Source organism: Streptomyces sp. NPDC126499 (assembly GCF_040302485.1).
GTDB lineage: Bacteria > Actinomycetota > Actinomycetes > Streptomycetales > Streptomycetaceae > Streptomyces.
Genome location: NZ_JBEOUO010000021.1, coordinates 41,161 through 64,195 on the forward strand (window position 1 = coordinate 41,161; position 23,035 = coordinate 64,195).

A 23,035-nucleotide genomic window follows, 5' to 3' on the forward strand; every position below is an offset into this window, starting at 1 on the left:
GCGGAGCCTTCGTCTGGTGCATTGCGAACCTGGGGCTTGGCGGCCACGGCGGTTCCTCCGGTCGGTTACACGTCGGCGGCGACGAGGATGTCAGGGAGGTGGTGCGATGCGGTGCGGGTGCAAGGGTGCGGCTCGTTGCTCGGGGGGTGGTGCGGTGCGCCTGGCGGAGGGGTGCGGCGCGGTGACGGTGCGACCGGTGGGGGCGGCGGTCGCTGTTCACCGTCCCGGAGGGTGCCGTACGACATGGTGTGTACGGCACCCCCCGGACCGGCTGCCGTGTACCCCGCTCGGGTCCACGGCGACCGACCGAGGGCCGTCCCCCTCGGTCGGACTCCTTGGGGAGGATCAGGCCTGGGCCGCGATGCGGGCCAGGCGCTGGGCCTCCGTGCGCGCGTCGCGCGCGATCTGGTCCTCGTCGGCGGTCAGCAGTCGGTTGTTCTCGACGATCTGCTTGCCGTTGACGAAGGACGCGGTGACCGGGGCCGCCGCGCCGAAGACGATGGCGGTGACCGGGTCGGCGATCGACGAGTGGCCGATGCCGTCGATCTTCCAGAGCACGAAGTCGGCGAGCTTGCCCGGCTCCAGGGAGCCGATGCTGTCGGCGCGGCCGAGGACCTGCGCACCGCCGTAGGTGCCGAGGCGCAGGGCCTGGCGGGCGTTGAGCGCGGCCTCGCGGTGGGCGCCGAGGCGGTTGATCAGCAGCGCGTTGCGCAGCTCGGTGTGCAGTTCGCCCGACTCGTTGGAGGCGGTGCCGTCGACGCCGAGGCCGACCGGCACGCCCGCCTTGAGCATGTCGGGTACGCGGGCGATGCCGGCGGCCAGACGCGCGTTGGAGGACGGGCAGTGGGCCACGCCGGTCTTCGTGCGGGCGAAGGCCGCGATGTCGGAGTCGTTCATGTGGACGCAGTGCGCCATCCACACGTCCTCGCCGAGGAAGCCGGTGGACTCGAAGTAGTCCGTCGGGCCCATGCCGAACAGCTCGTGGCAGAACTTCTCCTCCTCCACGGTCTCCGAGCCGTGGGTGTGCATCCGCACGCCGAGCCGGCGGCCGAGGGCGGCGCCCTCGCGCAGCAGCTCGGTGGAGATGGAGAAGGGCGAGCAGGGGGCGACGGCGACCTGGGTCATCGCGTCGAAGGAGGCGTCGTGGAACTTCTTCACCGTCTCCTCGGTCGCGGCGAGCGCGCCCTCGGTGGTCTCGACGGCGAAGTCCGGCGGCAGGCCGCCGTCCTTCTCGCTGCGGTCCATGGAGCCGCGGGCGAGGGTGAAGCGGACGCCCATGTCGCCGGCGGCGCCGATGATGGCGCCGGACAGGTCGCCCGAGCCCTTCGGGAAGACGTAGTGGTGGTCCATCGCGGTGGTCACACCACCGCGGGCCATCATGGCGAGGGAGCCCTGCGCGGCGACGCGCACCATCTGCTCGTCGATCCGCGCCCACGTCGGGTAGAGCGCGACCAGCCAGTTGAACAGGTTGTGGTCGGTCGCGAGACCCCGGGTGATCCACTGGTAGAAGTGGTGGTGGGTGTTGATCAGACCCGGCGTGACGAGGTGGCCGGTGGCGTCGATCCGCCGGACCACGTTCTCGAGGCCCTCGGGCGCCTTGCCGGCGCCGACGGACTCGATCCGGTTGTCGGCGACGACCAGGTGGCCGGTGGCGTACTCGGTGTCGTTCGCGTCGACGGTCGCGATCGCCGCGTTCTCGATGACGATGCGCTGGGGGGCTGCCGAAGGTGCTGCCATGGCGGTGCTTCCTTCATTCCAGGGGAGATGGTCGGGCACGGCAGGACCCTAGGAGGATTTGAGTGCCGGGGCCGTGTGACGGCTCCGGGTGCCGAGATGATGGAAGAACAGGTTCAGCAGGACGGCGACGAGCGCGCCCGCGCTGATGCCGGAGCCGAGCACGGTCTGCGCCCAGGCGGGGAATCCGGCGTAGAAGGTGGGAGCGGCGAGCGGGATGATGCCCGCTCCGAGGGCGACGGCCACCAGGATGATGTTGGAGCTGTCGTCGAGGCCCGCTTCCGAGAGGGTGCGGATGCCGCTGACGGCGATGGAGCCGAAGAGGACGATGCCCGCTCCGCCGAGGACCGGCATCGGGACGAGGGAGACGACCGCGCCGAGGACGGGGAAGGCGCCGAGGACCAGGAGGGCGCCGCCGGCGACGGCGACCACGTAGCGGCTGCGGACCCGGGTCAGCGAGACGACGCCGACGTTCTGGGCGAAGGCCGAGGTGGGGAAGCCGCCGAAGACGGGGCCGAGGAGGGTGGCGATGCCGTCGGTGCGCAGGCCGCGGGTGATGGTCCGGCCGTCGCTGCGCCGCTCGCAGATCTCGCCGAGGGCGAGCATGCCGGCGCTGGACTCGGTCATCAGGACCAGCATCACGATGCACAGGGAGAGGATCGCGGCGGGCTGGAACTCGGGGGTGCCGAAGGCGAAGGGGGCGGGCAGGGCCGCGACCGGCGCCTCGCGGAGGGCGGTGAAGTCCGCCATGCCGAAGGGGATCGCGGCGAGCGTGCCGATGAACAGGCCGAGCAGCAGGGCGATCTGCTTGACGAAGCCCTTGCCGAAGCGCTGGAAGAGCAGGATGACGACGAGGGTGAAGGCGGCGAGCGCCAGGTACTTCATGGCGCCGAAGTCGGCGGCCGTCTTGTCGCCGCCCTGGGCCCAGCCGACGGGGACGGGCATCAGGGTGACCCCGATGAGGGTGATGACGACGCCGGTGACGAGCGGCGGGAAGAAGCGCAGGAGCCGGCCGAAGAAGGGGCCGACGGCGAGGCAGAAGACGCCGGCGACCATGACCGCGCCGTAGATGGCGGGCAGCTGGTGGCCGGGGGCGCTGGTCTCGGCGATGGCGAGCATGGGCGCGATGCCCGCGGAGGAGGCCGCGTTGACGAACGGCAGCCGGTTTCCGGCGAAGCGTCCGAGGCCGAGGGTCTGCAGGATGGTGGCGCAGCCGGCGATGAGCAGGCTGGCGGCGATGAGCCGGGTCATCCCGGCCGCGTCGAGGCCGACGGCCTGGCCGATGATGAGCGGAGGGGTGACGACGCCCGCGTACATGGCGGCGATGTGCTGGAGTGCCGCCGGGACGAGCCGAGAGGCGGGGAGTTTCTCGTCCACGGGGTGGCAGTCGGCCGAGGTGGACGGCGGGGTGGAACACGGGCCTTCGGCGGTTGCCGGCCCCTTTGCAGGCTGAGCCATGGGAGGTTCCCTCCGGTCTGGTGCACCGGCCCCGCCCGACTGCGGGCGGACGGGGCCGGTGACTCAGTGCCGCTTAGAGGTTGGTCATGTCGACCGGGATCTGCGCCGTGGCGCCGTCCCGGAGGACGGTGGCCTCGATGAGGCCGTACATGCGGTCGGCGGCGTAGTAGACCTCGTTGTCGTTCTTCAGACCGAAGGGCTCGAGGTCGACCAGGAAGTGGTGCTTGTTCGGCAGCGAGAAGCGGACCTCGTCGATCTCCGCGCGGTGGTTGATGATCCGCGTGGCCATCTGGTAGAGCGTCTGCTGCAGCGAGTACGAGTACGTCTCCGCGAAGGCCTCGAGCATGTGCTTGCGGGTCTGCTCGTAGGACCGCTCCCAGTTGGGCATGCGCTGGTCGTCGTCGGTCCAGTTGAACCGCCAGCGGCCCGACACCTGGGTGGCCAGGATGCGGTCGTACGCCTCCTGGAGGGTGGTGTACTTGTCCTTGATGTAGCCCCAGAACTCCGAGTTGGTGGAGTTCATGACGACCAGGTCCTTGAGGCCGGAGATGACCTCCCACTTCTGGCCGTCGTAGGTGATCTGGGTGACGCGGGTCTCCTGGCCCTTGCGGACGAAGGAGTGGTTGACCTCGTCCGAGCCGATGAACTTGGAGTTGGCGTCGGAGCTGGCGATGCGCTCCCAGGCGTACTCCTCGATCCGGATCCGGGCGCGCTTGATCGGCTCCTGGCTCGTCACGAAGTGGCGGGCGAGGTGGATGCCGAACTGCTCGGCGGACTCGATGCCGTACTCCTTGGCGAACGCGAAGACGGTGTTCTTCGTCGTGTCGGTGGGGAGGCAGTTGGCGTTGGAGCCGGTGAGGTGGACGTCGTCGAGGTCACCGGAGAGGGCGACGGAGACGTTCAGGTCCTTGATGTGGTGGGTGGCGCCGTCGCGGGTGATCTTGACGACGCGGTTCTCTGCTTTGCCGTACTGGTTCTGGCCGAGAATCGTGGGCATGTCTGCTAGCTCCCTCGGTAAACGGAGTAGCCGAACGGGTTGAGCAGCAGCGGTACGTGGTAGTGCTCACCCGGCACGACGGCGAACGTGATCGCCACCTCCGGGAAGAACGCGACCGGAGCACCACTGTCCCGATTCGCGGGGGCGTCCTGCTGCGCCTCGGCTTGCTTGTTCTGCTTGCTCAGGAAGTACGCCTCGGTCTGGAAGTCGAGCCGTACGTGGGTCGTGCCCTCCGGCAGTGCCGGGAGGTCCTTGCAGCGCCCGTCCGCGTCGGTGGCGGATCCGCCCAGGGCGACCCACTCGGCGTCGGAGCCGGCGCGGGCCGCGAGCGTGATGGCCACGCCCTCGGCCGGCCGGCCGATGCTGGTGTCCAGGATGTGCGTGGACACCGAGGCGGTCGTGTCGGTGCTCATCAGTTCTCTTCCTCGGTCTCTACGAGACGGGTCAGACGGATGCGGTTGATCTTGCCCAGTTCGGTGCGGACGATCTCCCGCTCCTGCTCGGGCGAGTTCTCGATCCGGATCCGGATCGCGTCGCGCATCTGCTCGCCGGTCCTGCCGGTGGCGCAGATGAGGAAGACATGGCCGAACTTCTCCTGGTAGGCCAGGTTGAGTTCGAGCATCTCGGCCTTGAGCTCCGCGGAGGCGCCGGCCATCCCGCTCTGCTCGCGGGAGGAGGTCGGGTCCCCGGCCTTCGGACGACCGATCGGCGGGTGGCCCGCCATCGCCTCGGCCAGGTCCTCGGCCGTCAGCTCGGCCATGGCGGCGTCGCTGGCGAGGAAGAGGGCTTCGGCGGTGGCATACGGGCGCTGGGCGAGGATCTTGCTCCCCCACGCCGAGCTGGAGCACACCTCGTGGAGCGTGGCGAGGGCGTCGCCCTCCGCCGAGGTGTTGAACCGGGTGAGGCCCGGTGTCGTACCTGAAGTCACGGGAAGCCTCCGTGGCTGTTTTTCGCTGTGCGTCGGACGGGCTGCGGATAGCTAACGCCCTCCGCAACACCACGTCAACACTTTGTTGAAAACTCGGTGACACAAAAGCCGTCGTCCCGACATCTGGACGACGGCTTCCGGTACGGATTGATCAACTAGCTGTCCTTCGGGGCTTTTTCCCTGTTCAGGGCGGTCTCCCGGTTCAGGTAGTTGTACACGGTGAAGCGGCTGACGCCGAGCGCGCCGGCCACCGTCTCGACCCCGTGGCGGACCGAGAAGGCACCGCGTGCCTCCAGGAGCCGGACCACTTCCTGCTTGCTCTTGCGGTCGAGCTCGGCCAGCGGCATCCCGTGCCGCCGCTCCATGGCGGCCAGAATGTGGTCCAGGGATTCGGACAGCTGCGGCAGCCGCACCGCGAGCACGTCCTCGCCCTCCCAGGCGAGGACGACGTCGTCCGCCTCGGCCTGCTCGGGGCCGAGCAGCTCGGCGCCCATCGCGTCGACCAGCGGCTTCACCGCGGTGACCAGGGGATGCTCGGTCACTTCGCCACCTCGTCGATCGCGTCGCCGCCGCCGTCACCGATCACGTTGACCTGCAGCGAGACGCGGGTGGCGCCGGCCGCCAGGGACTGCCGCAGCAGCGCGTCCACCGCCGTCAGCACCTCGTCGGCCCGCCCTTCCGCCGTGTTCCCGAAGGGCCCGACGTCGACCGCGTCCAGTTCGGCCGACTGGATGACCTCACGAGCCACGACCGCGTGCGCCGGCGCCTCGTCGAGGTCGAACGGCTCGGTCGTGAACTCCACTCTCAAACGCACCATGCCCCCACGCTACGGGCCCTGCGCCCCCTACGGGAGCCCCGGACCCGACCTACGGGAGCCCCGGACCTGCGGGGACCTCTTGACAAGCCGAGCTCTCTGCTTGCAACATTCCGTCAGACAGAAAGTTACTTCCGCAATACGGAAGGAGCGCCGACCCCTCATGGGATACACGGACCAGCGCTTCGATGTGAACCTGTCGATCCTCTTCACGGAACTCCCGCTCCTGGAGCGCCCCGCGGCCGCCGCCGCGGCGGGCTTCACCGCGGTCGAGCTGTGGTGGCCCTGGATCGACACCGCCACCCCCGACCAGAGCGAGCTCGACGCCCTCAAGAAGGCTCTGGAGGACGCCGGCACCCAGCTGGTGGGCCTGAACTTCTACGCCGGACAGCTCCCCGGCCCGGACCGCGGCGCGGTCTCGGTGCCCGGTGAGGAGTCGGACCGCTTCCGGGCCAACATCGACGTCGCCGCGGACTTCGCCGCCTCGGTGGGCTGCAAGGCGCTCAACGCGCTCTACGGCAACCGCGTCGAGGGCGTGGACCCGGCCGTCCAGGACGAACTGGCCCTGGAGAACCTGGTGCTCGCGGCCCGCGCCGCCGACCGGGTCGGCGCGATCCTGCTGATCGAGACCCTCAACAAGCCGGAGTCGCCGCTCTACCCGCTGGTGAGCGCCCCCTCCGCGATCGAGATCGTCGACAAGGTCAACGCGGCCACCGGCCTCGGCAACGCCAAGTTCCTGCTCGACATCTACCACCTGTCGATGAACGGCGAGAACGTCAGCGAGGTCATCGCGGCGTACGCCGACAAGACCGGCCACGTCCAGATCGCCGACATGCCGGGCCGCGGCGCGCCGGGCACCGGCGAGCTGCCCCTCGAGCAGCTCCTCGACGAGCTGAAGAAGGCCGGCTACGACGGCTGGGTGGGCCTGGAGTACAAGGCCGCCGACGCCGCCGCCTCCTTCGCATGGTTGCCGGAAGAGGCCCGCGCGGCCAAGTAACTCCAGGCGTTCCGCCAGGCGACCCCCGACCTTTTCGTACGAAGCTTCAGAGAAGGACCCTCCCCAATGAGCAACCTCCCCCGTATCGCGTGGATCGGTCTCGGCATCATGGGCTCCCCCATGTCCGAGAACCTGATCAAGGCCGGCTACTCCGTCACCGGTTACACCCTGGAGCAGGACAAGCTGGACCGTCTGGCCGCCGCCGGCGGCACCGCGGCCGGCTCGATCGCCGAGGCCGTCAAGGACGCCGACGTGGTCATCACGATGGTCCCGGCCTCCCCGCAGGTCGAGGCCATCGCCTACGGCCCCGAGGGCATCCTGGAGAACGCCAAGTCGGGCGCCCTGATCATCGACATGTCGTCGATCACCCCGCAGACCTCCGTGGACCTGGCGAAGAACGCCGCCGAGAAGGGCCTGCGCGTCCTGGACGCCCCGGTCTCCGGCGGCGAGGCCGGCGCCATCGAGGCCGTGCTGTCGATCATGGTGGGTGGCGAGAAGGCCGACTTCGACGCGGCCCTGCCGATCCTCGAGGCCCTCGGCAAGACCATCGTCCTGTGCGGCCCGCACGGCTCCGGCCAGACGGTGAAGGCGGCCAACCAGCTCATCGTCGCCGTCAACATCCAGGCGTGCGCCGAGGCCGTGGTCTTCCTGGAGAAGTCCGGCGTGGACCTGAACGCCGCCCTCGACGTCCTCAACGGCGGTCTGGCCGGCTCCACGGTCCTGACCCGCAAGAAGGACAACTTCCTGAACCGGGACTTCAAGCCCGGCTTCCGGATCGACCTGCACCACAAGGACATGGGCATCGTCACCGACGCCGCCCGCAACGTCGGCGCGGCCCTCCCGGTCGGCGCCGTGGTCGCCCAGCTCGTCGCCTCCCTGCGCGCCCAGGGCGACGGCGGCCTGGACCACTCGGCCCTGCTGCGCGCCGTCGAGCGCCTCTCCGGCCAGCAGGTCTGATCCGCCCCCCGTCCTGACGGGGCCCAGATTTCCGGGCGGCGGCGGCGCTGACACCTGTCCTGTCGCGCCCAGGCGCCGCCGCCGTCCGGAACACCAGACTTCATTTTCAACAAACTGTTGACGTCGTTCGAGGGGCGTCCTTACGCTCCAGAGCACTCACCCGCAGTCAGCAGTGCAGCTCCCGTACGGAAGGTCACCATGTCGAAGCGTGTGCTTACGACCGAGTCCGGCGCCCCCGTCGCCGACAACCAGAACTCCGCCACCGCCGGCGTCGGTGGCCCCATCCTGCTCCAGGACCAGCACCTGCTGGAGAAGCTCGCGCGCTTCAACCGCGAGCGCATCCCGGAGCGCGTGGTGCACGCCCGCGGTTCCGGTGCGTACGGCTTCTTCGAGGTGACCGACGACGTCACGGCCTACACCAAGGCCGCCTTCCTCTCCGAGGTCGGCAAGAAGACCGAGCTGTTCCTGCGCTTCTCCACCGTGGCCGACTCGCTCGGCGGCGCGGACGCGGTCCGCGACCCGCGCGGCTTCGCGGTGAAGTTCTACACCGAGGAGGGCAACTACGACCTCGTCGGCAACAACACCCCGGTGTTCTTCATCAAGGACCCGATCAAGTTCCCCGACTTCATCCACTCCCAGAAGCGCGACCCGTTCACGGGCAAGCAGGAGCCGGACAACGTCTGGGACTTCTGGGCGCACGCCCCCGAGGCGACGCACCAGGTGACCTGGCTGATGGGCGACCGCGGCATCCCCGCCTCGTACCGCCACATGAACGGCTACGGCTCGCACACCTACCAGTGGACCAACGAGGCGGGCGAGGCCTTCTTCGTCAAGTACCACTTCAAGACGAACCAGGGCATCCGCTGCCTGTCCGCCGAGCAGGCCGCCGAGCTCGTCGGCAAGGACGCCAACTCGCACCAGACCGACCTGCTGCAGTCCATCGAGCGCGGCGTGAACCCGTCCTGGACGCTCTACGTCCAGATCATGCCGGCCGCCGAGGCCGCGGACTACCGCTTCAACCCCTTCGACCTCACCAAGGTGTGGCCGCACGCGGACTACCCGCTGCAGCGCGTCGGCCGGCTGGTCCTCGACCGCAACCCGGACAACGTCTTCGCCGAGGTCGAGCAGGCCGCCTTCTCCCCGAACAACTTCGTCCCGGGCATCGGCCCCTCGCCGGACAAGATGCTCCAGGGCCGCCTCTTCGCCTACGCGGACGCCCACCGCTACCGCCTCGGCGTCAACCACACCCAGCTGCCGGTCAACGCCCCCAAGGCGACCGTGGCCGACAACTACGGCCGGGACGGCTTCATGGCCATCCGCAACGGCTCGCGCCACGACAAGAACTACGAGCCCAACTCGTACTCCGGTCCGCGCCAGACCGACGTCCCGCTCTCCGCGCCGCTCGCCGTCCACGGCTGGACCGGCACCCACGCGGCCCCGCAGCACACCAAGGACGACGACTTCTTCCAGGCCGGTGAGCTCTACCGCCTGATGTCCGAGGACGAGAAGGCCCGCCTGGTCGCCAACATCGCCGGCGGCCTGTCCCAGGTCTCCCGCGAGGACATCATCGAGAAGAACATCGCCCACTTCGCCGCCGCCGACCCCGAGTACGGCCGGCGCGTCGAGGAGGCCGTCCGCGCCCTGCGCGAGGACTGAGCCTCGACACCCCGACTGCGTACGGCACCTGACGGGAGGTCAGTGCCGTACGCGGTCCGGATCGCCGGCCCGGATGAGGGGTGGTCGGCGAACCGGACAGCGTGAGGACCGCGGTGGCGCCGAGCCAGTGCGGTGGTAAGGGCCCGCGAGCTCCCCTTCTTGACCTGAAGGAAGGGGACGACCGCGGCGCCCGTCGGCGCCACCGCGGTCCCAACGCCCCCCCCTTCTCGCACGGAAGGGGGCACCAACTCCGCCCGGCGGCGCGAACGTCCTGTCGCGCCAGCCTCGCACCGTCGGGCGGGCATCACGAGAGCGCGGAACCAGGTTTACGGTCCCTGGTTCCGCGCTCTTCTGTCGTGTAGGTCTATGGGGGGGCCGCCCGGCTTCGACGAGAACGGCAACGCAGGGAAGGCGGTCAGGCGATGACCCCGGAGGAGCAGGATCTGGTCATGGGCCTGGTGTTCGTGCCAGGTCAAGGCAGGACGCGCACGCTCGACGAGGTGCTCGCCCACTTCGGCGAGTCCGACGGCTCGGCCCTGGCGTTCCGGCTGCTTAGGGACGCCATGGAGCGCCGGGACGCCGACGACGTCGAGATGGCGTTGATCGTCCGGGCCGCCGCAGGCGCCCCGGGCGAGGAGTTCCTGGAGCCGTTGATCGAGCTGTTCCCCGCCGACTGGCACACTCGCCACGAGGACGTCGTGTCCGTGCTGGGCAAGCTCCGCTCGCCCCGGGCGGTGCCGACGCTGGCCCTGGCGACCCGCTGGGTCCCCGAGCACCTGGACTGGGACGAGAACCGGGCGCTCGCGGTGAAGGCGATCTGGGCGCTCGGCGCCGTTCCCGGCCCGGAGGCGCGGAAAGCCCTCGAGGACGTGCGCGACGACGAGAACGAGATCATCCGCGAGAACGCGGTGAAACAGCTCGCACGGCGCGGCGAGCTCTGAGCCGGGGCTCCGACGTGGCGGTCAGGGCGAGGGTCACCGCCAGCGAGCCGGCCGCGAGCAGCGTCATCGCCGTGGGCGGCGAGGTGAGCTGGGCGAGGGCCGCGCTCACCCCTTGGAGGGCGAGCATGCCCGAGGCGTGCAGGCCGAGGGCGTGGCCGCTCAGCTCGTCGGGCACCAGGGCGGTCAGCCGTTCCTGGTGGAGCAGGCTCGCGCTGTAGCCGACGGCGGACACCGCGACCGCGGCCAGCGCGAGCGGAAGCCCGGGGCGCAGCGCGAAGAGGAGGTACGGGGCCGCCAGCAGCGCCTGCAGGGGCATGGCGAGCCGGTCCCGCCACCGGGACGGCACGAACCGTCCGACCAGGGTGTCCCCGGCCAGCATGCCGACGGCGGCGCCCATGAAGAGCAGTCCGGCGCGCTCGGGGTCGTACGGCACGAAGAGCGACTCACAGCCGACGATCAGGCCGTTCGGCACCCACAGCGCGAGGTAGGCGTGCCGGCGCGGCCTGGCCGACCACAGCAGGGCGTTGGTCCGCCAGGTCTCGGCGGCCGAGGCGCGGCCGGTGGCCCGTGGGGCGCGGCGGGAGAGCCCGCAGCGGGCGAGGAGGGCGCCGATCAGGTAGAGCAGGGCGCCCGCGAGCAGGGTGCCGCGCGGCGAGAGCAGCGCGATCAGCACGCCGCCGGTGGCGAAGCCGATGATCTGGCAGACGCCGACGGCCATGTTGAACACGGAGCGGCCGATCAGGAGCCGCTCGCGCGGCAGGATCTCGGTGACGAGCCCGTACCGCACTCCCCCGCCGACGGAGCCGACGAGCCCCTGGATCAGGAGCAGCGCGAAGACGGCGCCGACCGGCAGGCCGGGGACGGCCTGCGCGGCGGTGCCGGCCGCGAAGACGAGGGCGACGGCGGTGAGCGCCGCGCGGGGCGGCAGCCGGTCGGCGGCCGAGAGCAGGGTGGTGGCGCCGACGAGCTGGGCGAGCGCGGGGCCGAACATCGCGAGGGCGGACAGCAGCGGGGAGCCGGTGGACCGGAAGACGTGGGTCGCGAGGCCGAGGGGGTGTCTTGTCGATCAGGCCGGATCAGGGAGCGGCGTCTGGTGCGTGCGATCGCAAGGCGGAGGAGGGAGTCCATGCGGAGCATCGGCGACCGACGACAACGCAGCGAGCGTGCGTGCCAGACGTCGCGAGCCCGGCAAGATCGGCAAGACACCCCCTGAGCCTGCGAGGGTCTGGGCGGCCGCGGTCGCGGTGCCGCTGAGGAAGAGCGGGGTGAACTCGGGCGTGCGGAAGAGATCGCGGTAACGGGGCATGCGGCGGAGTCTCGGGCACGGCCGTGCGGCGCCGATATCGTTTCGCACGGAGGCGAAAGAAAGACGGGTCCGGGGACCGAGGGGGCGGGGCATGGGCTGGTGGCACATCGGTACGGACGCGCTGGCGCGCAGCCGGTTCGTGGTGTCGCCGCTGGCGTAGACCGTCGCGGCGCTCAAGACCCTGCACGCGGGCGTGGGCGTCGGGGGCCGGCTGCTGTTCGTCCCGGTGACCCCGGGCACGGGCTGGTCGTCGTGGGAGGGGACGGAGCGGTCCGCGATCGTCTACCCCTGCGCGGGCGTTCTGGCGGACGCCACGGGCCCGGTGGTGCCGGAGGCGCTCGGCGCGCTCCTGGGGCGCGGCCGGGCCGGGGTCCCCGTGCGGCTCGGATCGCCCAAGTCGACCAGTCAGCTGGTGGCGCTGACCGGGCAGGGCCTCGGTTCGGTGGGGCGGCACCTGAAGGTGCTCCTCGACGCCGGCCTCGTCCGGCGCAGGCGGGCCGGGCGGTCGGTGCTGTACGACTGGACGGAGGCGGGCGCCGTGCTCGTACGGGCGCGGGAACGGTGAGGCCCCCGTCCTCCCGGTGCTCGGCGGGAGGACGGGGGCCTTCGCGTACGGGGTCCTGATCAGACCTTCAGGGCCTTGATCGCAGTGGGCGCGTGGCCGGGCTCCGTCGCGAGCTCCTCGAACTCGGTGACGTCGCTCATGTCGACCGTCTTGCTCATCGCGATGTTGGTGATGCGCTCCAGGATCGCCTCGACGACGACCGGCACCTGGAACTCGACGGCCATCTTCTTGGCCTGCTCCAGCGCCTCGCCGAGCTTGTTCGGGTCCTCGACGCGGATCGCCTTGACGCCGAGGCCCTCGGCGACCTTGACGTGGTCGACGCCGTAGACGCCGATCTCCGGGGTGTTGATGTTCTCGAACTCGAGGTTGACCTCGAAGTTGATGCCGAGGCCGCCCTGCGCCTGACGGATCAGACCGAGGTAGGCGTTGTTCACGAGGACGTGGACGTAGGGGACCTTGTGCTGGGCGGCGACCGCCAGCTCCTCGATCATGAACTGGAAGTCGTAGTCGCCGGAGAGGGCGACGACCGGGGTCTCCGGGTCGGCGGTGGCGGCGCCGATCGCGGCCGGGATGGTCCAGCCGAGCGGGCCGGCCTGGCCGCAGTTGATCCAGTGGCGCGGCTTGTAGACGTGCAGGAACTGCGCGGCCGCGATCTGGGAGAGGCCGATGGTGGTGACGTACCGGGTCTCCGGGCCGAAGGCCTTGTTCATCTCCTCGTAGACGCGCTGCGGCTTCATGGGGATGTCGTCGAAGTGCGTACGGCGCTGCAGGGTGGCCTTGCGCTCCTGCGCGGAGGCGGCCCAGGCGGAGAAGTCCGGCAGCGTGCCCGCGGCCTTCCACTCCTTGGCGATCTCGACGAAGAGCTCCAGGGCGGCCTTGGCGTCGGAGGCGATGCCGTAGTCCGGGGCGAAGATCTTGCCGAGCTGGGTCGGCTCGATGTCGACGTGGACGAACTTCCGGCCCTTGGTGTAGGCCTCCATGTTGTAACCGGTGTGGCGGTTGGCCCAGCGGTTGCCGATGCCGAGGACGAAGTCGGACTCCAGGAAGGTCGCGTTGCCGTAGCGGTGCGCGGTCTGGACGCCGACCATGCCGGCGGCGAGCTCGTGGTCGTCCGGGATGGTGCCCCAGCCCATGAGGGTGGAGATGACCGGGATGCTGGTCAGCTCGGCGAACTCGACCAGCAGGTCGGAGGCGTCGGCGTTGATGATGCCGCCGCCGGCGACGATCAGCGGGCGCTCGGACTCCAGGAGGAACTTCAGCGCCTTCTCGGCCTGGGCGCGGGTGGCCTGCGGCTTGTAGACCGGCAGCGGCTCGTACGTCTCCGGGTCGAACTCGATCTCGGTCAGCTGGACGTCGATCGGCAGGTCGATGAGGACCGGGCCGGGACGGCCGGAGCGCATCAGGTGGAAGGCCTGCTGGAAGACGCCGGGGACCTGCGCGGCCTCCAGGACGGTCGTCGCGGCCTTGGTGACCGGCTTGGCGATCGTGGCGATGTCGACGGCCTGGAAGTCCTCCTTGTGGAGCTTCGAGACCGGGGCCTGGCCCGTGATGCAGAGGATCGGGATCGAGTCGGCGATCGCGGAGTACAGGCCGGTGATCATGTCGGTGCCGGCGGGGCCGGAGGTGCCGATGCAGACACCGATGTTGCCCGCCTTGGCCCGGGTGTAGCCCTCGGCCATGTGGGACGCGCCCTCGACGTGGCGGGCGAGGGTGTGGCTGATGCCGCCGACGTTCTTGAGCTCACGGTAGAAGGGGTTGATCGCCGCGCCGGGCACACCGAACGCGTTGGTGACGCCTTCGCGCTTGAGGATCTCAACGGCCGCTGCGGCGGCGGTCATACGAGGCATGGGAGTGCTCCTGCTTCGGGGCCTTGACGGCTTGTTTCCATAATGCGGAAGTACTGTTCTGCTATACGGAAGCAATGTAGGTGGGGTGAGGGAGAGGCGTCAAGAGACGCTTTGGCCGAAGTCGCCCCCTCGCGCGCCCGGATTGGTGGACGATGGGGACGCACGACGCAGAGGGGGTTCGGTGTGGGTGAGTCGGTACAGGTGCGCTGCCCGGAGTGCTTCCGCTCGCTGCGGTACGCGGCGCCCGCCTTCCCCTGTTCCTGCGGCACCCCGGTCGCGCCCCCGGTGATCGCGGGCGCCACCGCCGCTCCCATCACCCACCGCAACTGGTCGGACGAATGGGTCACCGTCCACTGCCCCGCCTGCTCCCGCGCCTCCGACTGGCCCCACCCGGAGGTGGGCTGCCCGTGCGGAGCGGTGCTGCGGGTGCCGGTACGGGAGGCGGGCGGGACGGCGCCCGAGGCAGCGCAACGGGCGGGCGGCGGATCCGGGGGCGGTACGGGGCCAGGGCCCGGGCCGACGGCTGACGTGGGTACGGGACCGGCGGGGCGGGAATCGGCCGGGGCGGGGCCCGCGGGGGCGGGCACGGTCGTCGGGCTCGACTCCGGCGCGGAGCGGGACGACCGGGCACCGGGCCAGGCCGGGGCCCGGGCGGACGGCCGCCCGCCGCACGGACCGGACGGCCCGGTCGGCCCGGAGAACGCCGAGCGCCGGGAGAGCGGGGAAGCCGCCGCGGCCACCGGCGGCGACAGGGACAGGGGCAGGGACAGGGACAGGGACAGGGACAGGGACGAGGAGGCGGCCACGGTCCCCGCGCCCGCGCCCGACGCGCTCTCCTCCTTCACGCGCCGGCACCCCTCGCCCGTGCCGCCGCCCCGCCCCACGGCCGCCCGTCCCGGGCCCGAGGCCGCCCGGTCCGCGTTCCGGCCGGTCACGATCCGCACCACCCGGGACGCCGTCGCCGCGTCCGCCGGATATCTGCGGTGGCTGGGATTCCGGGACGTCATCCAGCCCGAGGAGCGGTCGGCCTCGACCGTGGACCTGCGCGGGCCGGGACTGGTCGCACAGGTGGACCCCAGCACCCGGCCCACCGGACTGCGGGCGGTGGAGTGCCTGTGGCTCAACGGGCTCAGCAACGCGGCGGTGAGCGTCTACTTCTCGCTCGCCGGATACACCCCCGACGCCCACGAGCGCGCCGAGCGCCTCGGCATCCCGCTCTTCGTCCTCGACCTCACCGGCACCCCGCAGCCGGTCAACGCGCCGGCGCACGACCTCCTCGCCACCGGAGCGCCGTGACCGCGGCGGCATGACCGGAGCGCGAGGACCGGACCTCGCGCGCGACCGGCGGAAGGAATTCGGCCAACCGGCACGTGACGATCGCCCCTCCCCCGGGCACAACACCTTCGGGGGGGTGAACACCATGACGATGGGGATGTGGTGGTTCCTGGGGGTGGCGCTCGGTCAACTGGCCCTGGCAGGGCTGCTGTTGCATACCCGCAGCCAGGAGGGGCCCGAGCCGCCGCCGGAGGCGCTCGCGCTGCTGCGGGGCGGCCCGCGGGCCGCCGTCACCGTGGCCGTGGTCGCGCTGCACCAGCGCGGCGCCGTGGCGGCGGGCCGCCGGGGCACGATTCGCGCCAACGGAGGGGCCGGCCGGACCCGTGACCCGCTCCAGCTCGGCGTCCACCGCTCGCTCCAGCGGGCCCTGGCCCTGCGGGTCCTGGCCTCGCGGCCGAAGGCCCGCCAGGCCCTCGCCGCGCTGGCCGCGGAGCTCGGCAGCCGGGGTCTGCTGCGCCCGCCGGGGCGGCTCCTCGCGGCCAGGGTGCTCCTGCTCGGCGTGCCCGTCACGGTCGGTACGGGCCTCTGGACCACCGGCGCGTCCGCCCCTGCGCTCGCCGCCGGCGCCGTGCCGGTGCTCGCCGCCGCGGCCCTGCTCTGCGTCCCGCCCACCACCCGCGCGGCCCACCGCCTCCTCGCGGACCTCCGCGCCCGCCACCCGCTGCCCGCCCACCGGCGCGCGGTGACCGACGGCCGGGAGGTGCTGCTGTACGTCGCGCTCTACGGCGACCCGGCCCTCTCCCTCTTCCTGCCGCACTTCTCCCGCGACGGCGGCCTCCTCGGCCACCGCCGCACCGCCGACGACGGCTTCCCCACCGGCCGCGGCTGGACCCCGGACGGCCCGGCCTGCCCGGGCGGCATGCCGGAGTGAGGGCGCGGGTTTCGCGGAGGGCGGGGGACGCGGGTCGGCGAGGGCGCGGGTACGGGGAGGGAGCGGGTCGGGGAGGGCGGGGGTGCCGCCCCTCCGACTCCCTCCCCACCCCCGCGCCGCGCCATACTGGCGTATGCGCATCCGAGTGGCCGCCCGGGCCGAACTCCCCCTGCTCCAGGACATCGAACGCGCCGCCGGCGAGGCCTTCCGGCTCCTCGGCATGGGAGAGATCGCCGACGACGAACCCCTTCCGCTGGACGTCCTCGACTCCTACCGCCGCGCGGGCCGGGCCTGGGTGGCGGTGGACGCGGCGGACCGTCCGGTGGCGTACCTGCTGATGGACGCCGTCGACGGCGCCGCCCACATCGAGCAGGTCTCGGTGCACCCGGACGCCGCCCGCCGGGGCGTCGGCCGGGCGCTGATCGAGCACCTCGCGGCGACGGCCCGGGAGCGGGGACTGACGGCGCTGACCCTGACGACCTTCGCCGAGGTCCCGTGGAACGCGCCGTACTACGCCCGGCTCGGGTTCCGGCACGTCGGCGAGGGCGACCCCGCGCTCACCGAGGGACTGCGGGCGATCAGCCGGGCGGAGGCGGCGCACGGCCTGGCAGCCTGGCCCCGCGTCTGCATGCGCCGCGAGGTGCCCGCACCGGCCCCGGCCGCCGACCCGGCCCGGGCCGCCGACCCGGCCCCGGCCGTCGCCCCGGTCCCGGCCGCCGATCCGACCCCGGCCGCCGACCCCGTCGCGTGACGGCACGGCGAAGGCCCCTCACCCCGCGGCGAAGGCCCGTCACGCCGCGGCAGTCCCGGGCGCGCCGAGGGCCCGCCCTCGCTACCGCGCCCCCGCCGCCCCGTACCGCTCCCGCAGCTCCACCTTCCGCACCTTCCCGCTCACCGTCATCGGGAACTCGGCCAGGATCTCCATCCGCCGCGGGATCTTGTAGTGCGCGAGGCGGTCGCGGCAGAAGGCCGTGAGCTCCTCCAGGGTCGGCGGGTCGGCCGGGTCGCGGGGGATGACGCAGGCCAGGATCTCCTCGCCGTACCGCTCGTCGGGCACGCCGACGACCTGCACGTCGGCGATCTTGGCGTGCCCGTACAGGAACTCCTCGATCTCGCGCGGGTACACGTTCTCCCCGCCGCGGATGATCATGTCCTTGATGCGGCCGACGATCTGGACGTACCCGTCCTCGCGCATCACGGCCAGGTCCCCGGTGTGCATCCAGCGGCCCGCGTCGATCGACTCGGCGGTCTTGTCGGGCTGGTCCCAGTAGCCGAGCATCACGCCGTAGCCTCGGGTGCACAGTTCACCGGCCGTGCCGCGCGGGACGGTGAGGCCGGTCGCCGGGTCGACGATCTTCACCTCGACGTGCGGCATGACCCGGCCGACGGTGCCGGTGCGCCGCTCCAGGTCGTCGTCGCGCCGGGTCTGCGTGGAGACCGGCGAGGTCTCCGTCATGCCGTAACAGATGGACACCTCGGCCATGTTCATCTCGGCGACCACCCGCTTCATCACCTCCACCGGGCACGGCGAGCCCGCCATGATGCCGGTGCGCAGGCTGGACAGGTCGTACGAGGCGAAGTCGGGCAGGTTCAGCTCGGCGATGAACATCGTCGGCACCCCGTAGAGGGAGGTGCAGCGTTCCTCCTGCACGGCCCTGAGGGTGGCGGCCGGGTCGAAGGACGGGGCCGGGATCACGATGCAGGCGCCGTGCGAGGTGGCGGCGAGATTGCCCATCACCATGCCGAAGCAGTGGTAGAAGGGAACGGGGACGCAGATCCGGTCCTGCTCGGTGTAGGCGATCATCTCCCCGACGAAATAACCGTTGTTGAGGATGTTGTGGTGGGAGAGGGTGGCACCCTTCGGGAAGCCGGTGGTCCCTGAGGTGTACTGGATGTTGACCGGCTCGTCGCAGGACAGCGGAGCGGGCCGTACCCCCTCCGGCGCGCGGCGCGCGAGGAGTTCGTCCCAGCTCGGGTCGCCGAAGTAGACGGTCTCGCGCAGCCGGGGACAGTCGGCGCGCACCTGGTCGACCATCGCCCGGTAGTCGCTGGTCTTGTGCGTGCGGGAGGCGAAGAGCAGCGAGACCCCGGCCTGGTTCAGGACGTACTTCAACTCGTGGGCGCGATAGGCCGGGTTGATGTTGACCATGATCGCGCCGATGCGTGCGGTGGCGTACTGGACGAGCACCCACTCGGCGCGGTTGACCGCCCAGATGCCGACCCGGTCGCCCTTGGCGACGCCGCTGCCGAGCAGCGCGTCCGCGAGCCGGTCGACGTCGGCGCCGAACCGCGCGTACGTCCAGCGGCGGCCGGTGGGGACGTCGACGAGGGCCTCGCGGTCCGGCCAGGTGGCCACGGCCCGGTCGAGGTTGGCGCCGATGGTGTCGCCGAGGAGCGGGACGTCGGACACCCCGTGCGCGTACGAGAGGACGGCGAGGTCGCTCATGCGAGGTCCCCCTCGGTGTACTCGGTGCCGGTGTCGCCTTCCGCCGTGAGCTTGCGCAACTCGACGCGGCGGATCTTGCCGGAGACCGTCTTCGGCAGCTCGGCGAACTCGATCCGGCGGATCCGCTTGTACGGGGCGAGGACCGCGCGCGAGTGCGCGAAGAGCGCCTTCGCGGTGTCGGCGTCCGGCTCCCAGCCGGCCGCCAGGACGACGTACGCCTTCGGGACGGCGAGCCGCAGCGGGTCGGGGGCGGGGACGACGGCGGCCTCGGCGACGGCCTCGTGTTCGAGCAGGGCGCTTTCCAGCTCGAAGGGGCTGATCTTGTAGTCACTGGCCTTGAAGACGTCGTCGGCGCGCCCGACGTAGGTGATGTAGCCGTCGGCGTCGCGGGCGCCGATGTCGCCGGTGCGGTAGTAGCCGCCGGCCATCGCCTCGGCCGTACGCTCCGGGTCGCCGTGGTAGCCGGCCATCAGGCCCACCGGGCGGGCGGAGAGGTCGAGGCAGATCTCGCCCTCCTCGACGTCCGGGGTGCCGCTGACCGGGTCGACGAGGGTGACCCGGAAGCCGGGGCTCGGGCGGCCCATGGAGCCCTCCTTGAGCCGCTGGCCGGGGCTGTTGGAGACCTGCACGGCGGTCTCGGTCTGGCCGAAGCCGTCCCGGATGGTGACGCCCCAGGCGCGCCGGACGGTCTCGATGACCTCGGGGTTGAGGGGTTCGCCGGCGGCGACGACCTCGCGGGGCGGGGTGGTCAGCTGCCCGAGGTCGGCCTGGATCAGCATGCGCCAGACCGTGGGCGGGGCGCAGAAGCTGGTGACGCCGTGCTTGGCCATCTCGGTCATCAGCCGGGCCGGGTCGAAGCGGGTGTAGTTGTGGATGAAGACGGTCGCCTCGGCGTTCCACGGGGCGAAGAGGTTGGACCAGGCGTGCTTGGCCCAGCCGGGCGAGGAGATGTTGAGGTGGACGTCGCCCGGCTGGAGGCCGATCCAGTACATCGTCGCGAGGTGGCCGATCGGGTACGAGGTGTGGGTGTGCTCGACGAGCTTGGGCCGGGCGGTGGTGCCGGAGGTGAAGTAGAGCATGAGGGTGTCGTCGGCGAGGGTGACACCGTCCGGCTCGAAGGCGGTGGACTCGGCGTACGCGTCCGCGTAGCGGAGCCAGCTTCTCCCGGCGCCGCCCACCCGGTCACCGCCTGCCCCGTCGCCGGCCGCTCCTTCGCCGCCCGGCCCGTCACCGCCCTGCCCGTCACCGCCGCCCCCGTCGCCGCCGACCGCGATCCGGGTGTAGTCGCCGGGCACGTCGCCGAACTTGGCGCGGTCCTCGGCGCGTACGAGGACGTGGCGGGCCCGGCCGCGGTCCACCCGGTCGCGCAGGTCGGCGGGGCCGAGGAGGGGCGTGGCGGGGATGACGACGGCACGCAGCTTCATCGCGGCGAGCATGGTCTCCCACAGCTCGACCTGGTTGCCGAGCATGACGATCATCCGGTCGCCGGCGCGGACGCCCTGGGCGCGCAGCCAGTTGGCGACCTGGTGGGAGCGGGCGGACATCTCCGCGAAGCTGAACCTCGCCTCGGTGCCGTCCTCCTCGACGATGTGCAGGGCGGTGCGGTCGTTGCCGGCGGCGATGACGTCGAACCATTCGAGCGCCCAGTTGAACCGCTCGGGCCGGGGCCAGGTAAAGCCCTCGTACGCCGTCTCGTAGTCCTCCCGGTGCCGGAGCAGGAAGTCGCGGGCGGTCCGGAACCGCTCCGTCGCCTCCGTCGGCCGCGCCGCGCTGGTTGCCGTCATGTGTCCTCCTCGTTGCGGGACCCGTCCCGCACATCGTGTAATCAGTGACCCAGGTCTCACTACCCCCGTTCGGGGGGTGGGGAGGGGCGAAGGTGGAGGAGCGCGGGGTGTCCGAGCACGAGGATGCGGTGGAGCTGCGCGGCGCGCTGCTGGGGCTGCGGCGGGCCACCGGTCTCCCGGTGGTGTTCGGCGGGTTGCTCCACGACGGCCGCGACGACCGAGAAGGCCCCCGGAGCCGGGACCACCGGGACCTCCGCGACGGCCGGGACCCGCGTGGTGGCCGTGACCGCTCCGACGGCCGCGACGTGGTGCGGATCGCGGAGCTGGACGGGGCGGTCACGCCCGCGCTGCGCGGGCTGTCGGTCTCGGCCGGCTCGGGCCTCGGCGGCAAGTGCCTGGCCCTGTCGCGGCCGTGCGCGGTGACGGACTACGCGTCGGCCCGGCACATCACGCACGAGTACGACGGCGCGGTGTCGGCGGAGGGGCTGCGCTCGGTGATCGCGGTGCCGGTCGTCGTGGGCCGCCGGGTGCGCGGGGTGCTGTACGGGGCGCTGCGCGACGCCCTGCCGATCGGCGAGCGGGTCTTCGACGCGGCGGTCGCGGCGGCCCGGGAGGTCGAGCAGGCCCTGGCCGTACGGGAGGAGGTCCGGCGGCTCGCGGCGGAGCGGGAGGAGATGCGGCTGGCGTACGGGGAGCTGCGCGAGCTCGTCCCGAAGGTGACCGATCCGGAGCTGCGGGAACGGCTGCGCGCGGTGTGCGGCCGCTTCGAGACGACGCCGGCCACCGGCGGCGGGGAGGGCGGGCGGCGCCCCGGTGTGCTGCTCACCCCGCGCGAGACGGACGTCCTCGCGGCGGTGGGGTCGGGGGCGACGAACGCGGCGGTGGCCCGGCGGCTCGGGCTGCGGCCCGAGACCGTGAAGGGCTATCTGCGGTCGGCGATGCGGAAGTTGGGGGCGCACACGCGCCTGGAGGCGGTGGTGGCGGCACGGCGGGCGGGAGCGCTGCCGTAGACGGCGCGGCGGGCGCGAGCGCTGCCGTGGGCGGCGCGGCGCGCGCATGCGCGGGTGGCACGGCGGGCGGGATCGCTTCCGTGGACAGCGCGGCGGGGCGCATGCGCGGGCGGCGGGTGCGCATGCGTGGGCGGCCCGGCGGGCGGGAGCCCTCCCGGGGGCGGCGCGGGCGGGAGCGCTTCCGTAACGCCTGCGTTCCGGATCCGGCCGGGGGCACCGTACGCGCCCTGCGCTCAGGAGCTCGCGTACGTGATCTCGTACGGGATGTCCCGTGGGCCCAGGAGGCGCAGGGTGCGCTCGGCCTCGGCGGTGAGGTCGGCGCGCTGGGCGCGGGTGAGCCGCGTGAACGGGTCGATGGTCATGGTCGTCCGCTGCCTGGTCTCCTCCAGGTGCCAGATCCCGGCGAGGAAGCCGTCGACGAGGAAGACCCGGTGGGCCTGGTTTCCGGTCCAGGTGCGGGTGCGGTGCTCGGCGGGGACGACGCGGGTGCGGTCGGCGTGGGAGAGCAGCAGGTTGTCGAACTCGGGGAGGAAGCGGGGCGGCGCCGGGGTGTCCTCGTCGGGCCGGGGCGCGTCGGGCAGGTCGAACAGCTCGGTGCCGTGCTCGTCGCGGAAGGCGAGCAGCCGGGGCCGCAGGCGCTCGAAGGCGGGCCGCAGCCGGGTGAGGCCGCACCAGGTCTGCATGTCCTTGACGGAGGCGGGGCCGAAGGCGCCGAGGTAGCGCAGGACGGTCTCGTCGAGGTCGGCGGGGTCCTGCGGGGGCTGGTCGAACCACTTCTCGGCGCGGAAGAGCGCCACCTGCCCGCTCCTCCCCCACAGGCCGCGCGGGGTGACCTGGACCATGGGCAGCAGGCAGCGGGCGGCGACGGTCAGCGCCTGCGGGTCGGCGGCGGGCCACTCCTGGAGCAGGTGCGCGCGCAACTCCTTGGGGGTGCGGGGCCGTTCGTCGACGCAGGCGGCGGTGAGGGCGACGAGCCGGTCGAGGTCGACGCCGTCGAGCCCCTTGCGGAACATCGTGAGCTCCCGGTCGATCGCCCCGGACTGGACGAGGCGGCGCAGGGGGACGGCGTCGGCGGCGGTGTGGGTGTGCACGGTGGAGCGCAGGGAGACGATGCGGGCGACCCGGCGTGACTCCATGAGGGCGGACAGGTCCTCGGGCCGGAAGCCTTCGAGGCGGGCGGCGAGCGCGTAGTACGGCGGCTTGGTGTTCTGCGCCTGGAGGCCGACGAGGTGGTGGACCGCCTGCTCGGCGGTGAGCGGGGCGGGGCGCAGCAGGAGCTGCCGGTCGAGGGTGGCGCGGTTGAGGGCGCGGGTGCTGAGGACCATGGTGTGCACGCTAGCGGCCATCGCGGACAGGTCGGGTCCGCGATCCCCTGGTCGTCGGTGGGAT

The 23,035-nt window shown here is 72.1% G+C and carries 19 protein-coding genes and 2 pseudogenes; 9 read left to right on the plus strand and 12 right to left on the minus strand.

The annotated features are described in order from the left end of the window. Positions 1–345: 345 nt before the first annotated feature. The 7 genes from ABTZ91_RS26405 to ABTZ91_RS26435 form a co-directional block, all read right to left on the minus strand. On the minus strand, positions 346–1,737 hold the full coding sequence (locus tag ABTZ91_RS26405) for an 8-oxoguanine deaminase (RefSeq protein WP_352079730.1): 1,392 nt from the start codon (positions 1,735–1,737) through the stop codon (positions 346–348). 48 nt (positions 1,738–1,785) lie between these two features. Continuing rightward, the gene (locus ABTZ91_RS26410) at positions 1,786–3,192 is read right to left on the minus strand and encodes a nucleobase:cation symporter-2 family protein (RefSeq protein ID WP_352079731.1); all 1,407 of its coding nucleotides are present in this window, start codon (positions 3,190–3,192) and stop codon (positions 1,786–1,788) included. Positions 3,193–3,265: 73 nt separating this feature from the next. Further along, a complete protein-coding gene (gene pucL / locus ABTZ91_RS26415; RefSeq protein WP_345484820.1) occupies positions 3,266–4,189 on the minus strand; it encodes a factor-independent urate hydroxylase in 924 nt (307 codons plus the stop codon). Positions 4,190–4,194: 5 nt separating this feature from the next. Continuing rightward, positions 4,195–4,602: a hydroxyisourate hydrolase gene (uraH, locus tag ABTZ91_RS26420; protein WP_352079732.1), complete on the minus strand. Its 408-nt coding sequence runs from the start codon at positions 4,600–4,602 to the stop codon at positions 4,195–4,197. Next, positions 4,602–5,117, minus strand: a complete 516-nt coding sequence (uraD, locus tag ABTZ91_RS26425) for a 2-oxo-4-hydroxy-4-carboxy-5-ureidoimidazoline decarboxylase (RefSeq protein WP_352079733.1) — start codon at positions 5,115–5,117, stop codon at positions 4,602–4,604. Before uraD ends, uraH begins: the two co-directional genes overlap by 1 nt. A 155-nt stretch (positions 5,118–5,272) precedes the next feature. Then, entirely contained in the window at positions 5,273–5,611 is a 339-nt protein-coding gene (locus ABTZ91_RS26430) for a helix-turn-helix domain-containing protein (RefSeq protein ID WP_352079791.1), read from the minus strand. Between the two features lie 44 nt (positions 5,612–5,655). Continuing rightward, positions 5,656–5,931, minus strand: a complete 276-nt coding sequence (locus tag ABTZ91_RS26435; RefSeq protein WP_352079792.1) for a thiamine-binding protein — start codon at positions 5,929–5,931, stop codon at positions 5,656–5,658. A gap of 163 nt (positions 5,932–6,094) precedes the next feature. Between ABTZ91_RS26435 and ABTZ91_RS26440 the strand changes: the two genes are divergently transcribed. The 4 genes from ABTZ91_RS26440 to ABTZ91_RS26455 all read left to right on the plus strand — a co-directional run bounded on the left by ABTZ91_RS26440 (position 6,095) and on the right by ABTZ91_RS26455 (position 10,482). Then, positions 6,095–6,928, plus strand: a complete 834-nt coding sequence (locus tag ABTZ91_RS26440) for a TIM barrel protein (protein ID WP_352079734.1) — start codon at positions 6,095–6,097, stop codon at positions 6,926–6,928. Positions 6,929–6,994: 66 nt separating this feature from the next. Further along, entirely contained in the window at positions 6,995–7,885 is an 891-nt protein-coding gene (locus tag ABTZ91_RS26445) for a 2-hydroxy-3-oxopropionate reductase (RefSeq protein WP_352079735.1), read from the plus strand. Positions 7,886–8,083: 198 nt separating this feature from the next. Beyond that, complete coding sequence (locus tag ABTZ91_RS26450; RefSeq protein ID WP_352079736.1) at positions 8,084–9,541, plus strand: catalase; 1,458 nt, start codon at positions 8,084–8,086, stop codon at positions 9,539–9,541. Positions 9,542–9,963: 422 nt separating this feature from the next. Continuing rightward, a complete protein-coding gene (locus ABTZ91_RS26455; RefSeq protein ID WP_352079737.1) occupies positions 9,964–10,482 on the plus strand; it encodes a HEAT repeat domain-containing protein in 519 nt (172 codons plus the stop codon). Here the strand turns inward: ABTZ91_RS26455 and ABTZ91_RS26460 are convergent. Then, positions 10,433–11,533, minus strand: a pseudogene (locus ABTZ91_RS26460) (MFS transporter); the annotation flags it as partial. The gene ABTZ91_RS26455 and the pseudogene ABTZ91_RS26460 sit on opposite strands and share 50 nt — an antisense overlap. Before the next feature lie 457 nt (positions 11,534–11,990). On the opposite strand from ABTZ91_RS26460, the pseudogene ABTZ91_RS26465 reads away from it, so the two are divergent. After that, a pseudogene (locus ABTZ91_RS26465) lies at positions 11,991–12,353 on the plus strand (ArsR/SmtB family transcription factor); the annotation flags it as partial. A gap of 59 nt (positions 12,354–12,412) precedes the next feature. On the opposite strand, the gene gcl reads toward ABTZ91_RS26465, so the two are convergent. Continuing rightward, complete coding sequence (gcl, locus tag ABTZ91_RS26470) at positions 12,413–14,191, minus strand: glyoxylate carboligase (RefSeq protein WP_352079793.1); 1,779 nt, start codon at positions 14,189–14,191, stop codon at positions 12,413–12,415. A 192-nt stretch (positions 14,192–14,383) separates the two neighbouring features. On the opposite strand from gcl, the gene ABTZ91_RS26475 reads away from it, so the two are divergent. The 3 genes from ABTZ91_RS26475 to ABTZ91_RS26485 all read left to right on the plus strand — a co-directional run bounded on the left by ABTZ91_RS26475 (position 14,384) and on the right by ABTZ91_RS26485 (position 17,157). Then, on the plus strand, positions 14,384–15,496 hold the full coding sequence (locus ABTZ91_RS26475) for a hypothetical protein (RefSeq protein ID WP_352079738.1): 1,113 nt from the start codon (positions 14,384–14,386) through the stop codon (positions 15,494–15,496). Positions 15,497–15,620: 124 nt separating this feature from the next. After that, positions 15,621–16,406, plus strand: a complete 786-nt coding sequence (locus ABTZ91_RS26480; RefSeq protein WP_352079739.1) for a TIGR04222 domain-containing membrane protein — start codon at positions 15,621–15,623, stop codon at positions 16,404–16,406. Between the two features lie 133 nt (positions 16,407–16,539). Then, a complete protein-coding gene (locus tag ABTZ91_RS26485; protein WP_352079740.1) occupies positions 16,540–17,157 on the plus strand; it encodes a GNAT family N-acetyltransferase in 618 nt (205 codons plus the stop codon). An 81-nt stretch (positions 17,158–17,238) separates the two neighbouring features. Here ABTZ91_RS26485 and ABTZ91_RS26490 read toward each other — a convergent pair whose 3' ends face one another. Both ABTZ91_RS26490 and ABTZ91_RS26495 read right to left on the minus strand, forming a co-directional pair. Further along, positions 17,239–18,852 (minus strand): AMP-binding protein, encoded by a 1,614-nt coding sequence (locus tag ABTZ91_RS26490; RefSeq protein WP_352079741.1) that lies wholly within the window; start codon positions 18,850–18,852, stop codon positions 17,239–17,241. After that, on the minus strand, positions 18,849–20,636 hold the full coding sequence (locus ABTZ91_RS26495; protein WP_352079742.1) for an AMP-binding protein: 1,788 nt from the start codon (positions 20,634–20,636) through the stop codon (positions 18,849–18,851). Before ABTZ91_RS26495 ends, ABTZ91_RS26490 begins: the two co-directional genes overlap by 4 nt. Positions 20,637–20,743: 107 nt before the next feature. Here ABTZ91_RS26495 and ABTZ91_RS26500 point away from each other — a divergent pair, with 107 nt between their 5' ends. Further along, complete coding sequence (locus tag ABTZ91_RS26500; RefSeq protein WP_352079743.1) at positions 20,744–21,646, plus strand: helix-turn-helix transcriptional regulator; 903 nt, start codon at positions 20,744–20,746, stop codon at positions 21,644–21,646. Positions 21,647–21,879: 233 nt separating this feature from the next. Here the strand turns inward: ABTZ91_RS26500 and ABTZ91_RS26505 are convergent, their stop codons facing one another. After that, positions 21,880–22,971, minus strand: coding sequence for a winged helix DNA-binding domain-containing protein (locus ABTZ91_RS26505; RefSeq protein WP_352079744.1), 1,092 nt, complete (start codon positions 22,969–22,971; stop codon positions 21,880–21,882). Positions 22,972–23,035: the final 64 nt, after the last annotated feature.

Excerpts from the sequence above, each read along its gene's own strand:
- ABTZ91_RS26405 (WP_352079730.1), bottom strand. The coding sequence starts at position 1,737 with ATGGCAGCACCTTCGGCAGCCCCCCAGCGCATCGTCATCGAGAACGCG.
- ABTZ91_RS26410 (WP_352079731.1), bottom strand. The coding sequence starts at position 3,192 with ATGGCTCAGCCTGCAAAGGGGCCGGCAACCGCCGAAGGCCCGTGTTCC.
- pucL (WP_345484820.1), bottom strand. The coding sequence starts at position 4,189 with ATGCCCACGATTCTCGGCCAGAACCAGTACGGCAAAGCAGAGAACCGC.
- uraH (WP_352079732.1), bottom strand. The coding sequence starts at position 4,602 with ATGAGCACCGACACGACCGCCTCGGTGTCCACGCACATCCTGGACACC.
- ABTZ91_RS26430 (WP_352079791.1), bottom strand. The coding sequence starts at position 5,611 with ATGGGCGCCGAGCTGCTCGGCCCCGAGCAGGCCGAGGCGGACGACGTC.
- ABTZ91_RS26440 (WP_352079734.1), top strand. The coding sequence starts at position 6,095 with ATGGGATACACGGACCAGCGCTTCGATGTGAACCTGTCGATCCTCTTC.
- ABTZ91_RS26445 (WP_352079735.1), top strand. The coding sequence starts at position 6,995 with ATGAGCAACCTCCCCCGTATCGCGTGGATCGGTCTCGGCATCATGGGC.
- ABTZ91_RS26450 (WP_352079736.1), top strand. The coding sequence starts at position 8,084 with ATGTCGAAGCGTGTGCTTACGACCGAGTCCGGCGCCCCCGTCGCCGAC.
- ABTZ91_RS26455 (WP_352079737.1), top strand. The coding sequence starts at position 9,964 with ATGACCCCGGAGGAGCAGGATCTGGTCATGGGCCTGGTGTTCGTGCCA.
- gcl (WP_352079793.1), bottom strand. The coding sequence starts at position 14,191 with ATGACCGCCGCCGCAGCGGCCGTTGAGATCCTCAAGCGCGAAGGCGTC.
- ABTZ91_RS26480 (WP_352079739.1), top strand. The coding sequence starts at position 15,621 with ATGACGATGGGGATGTGGTGGTTCCTGGGGGTGGCGCTCGGTCAACTG.
- ABTZ91_RS26485 (WP_352079740.1), top strand. The coding sequence starts at position 16,540 with ATGCGCATCCGAGTGGCCGCCCGGGCCGAACTCCCCCTGCTCCAGGAC.
- ABTZ91_RS26490 (WP_352079741.1), bottom strand. The coding sequence starts at position 18,852 with ATGAGCGACCTCGCCGTCCTCTCGTACGCGCACGGGGTGTCCGACGTC.
- ABTZ91_RS26495 (WP_352079742.1), bottom strand. The coding sequence starts at position 20,636 with ATGACGGCAACCAGCGCGGCGCGGCCGACGGAGGCGACGGAGCGGTTC.
- ABTZ91_RS26505 (WP_352079744.1), bottom strand. The coding sequence starts at position 22,971 with ATGGTCCTCAGCACCCGCGCCCTCAACCGCGCCACCCTCGACCGGCAG.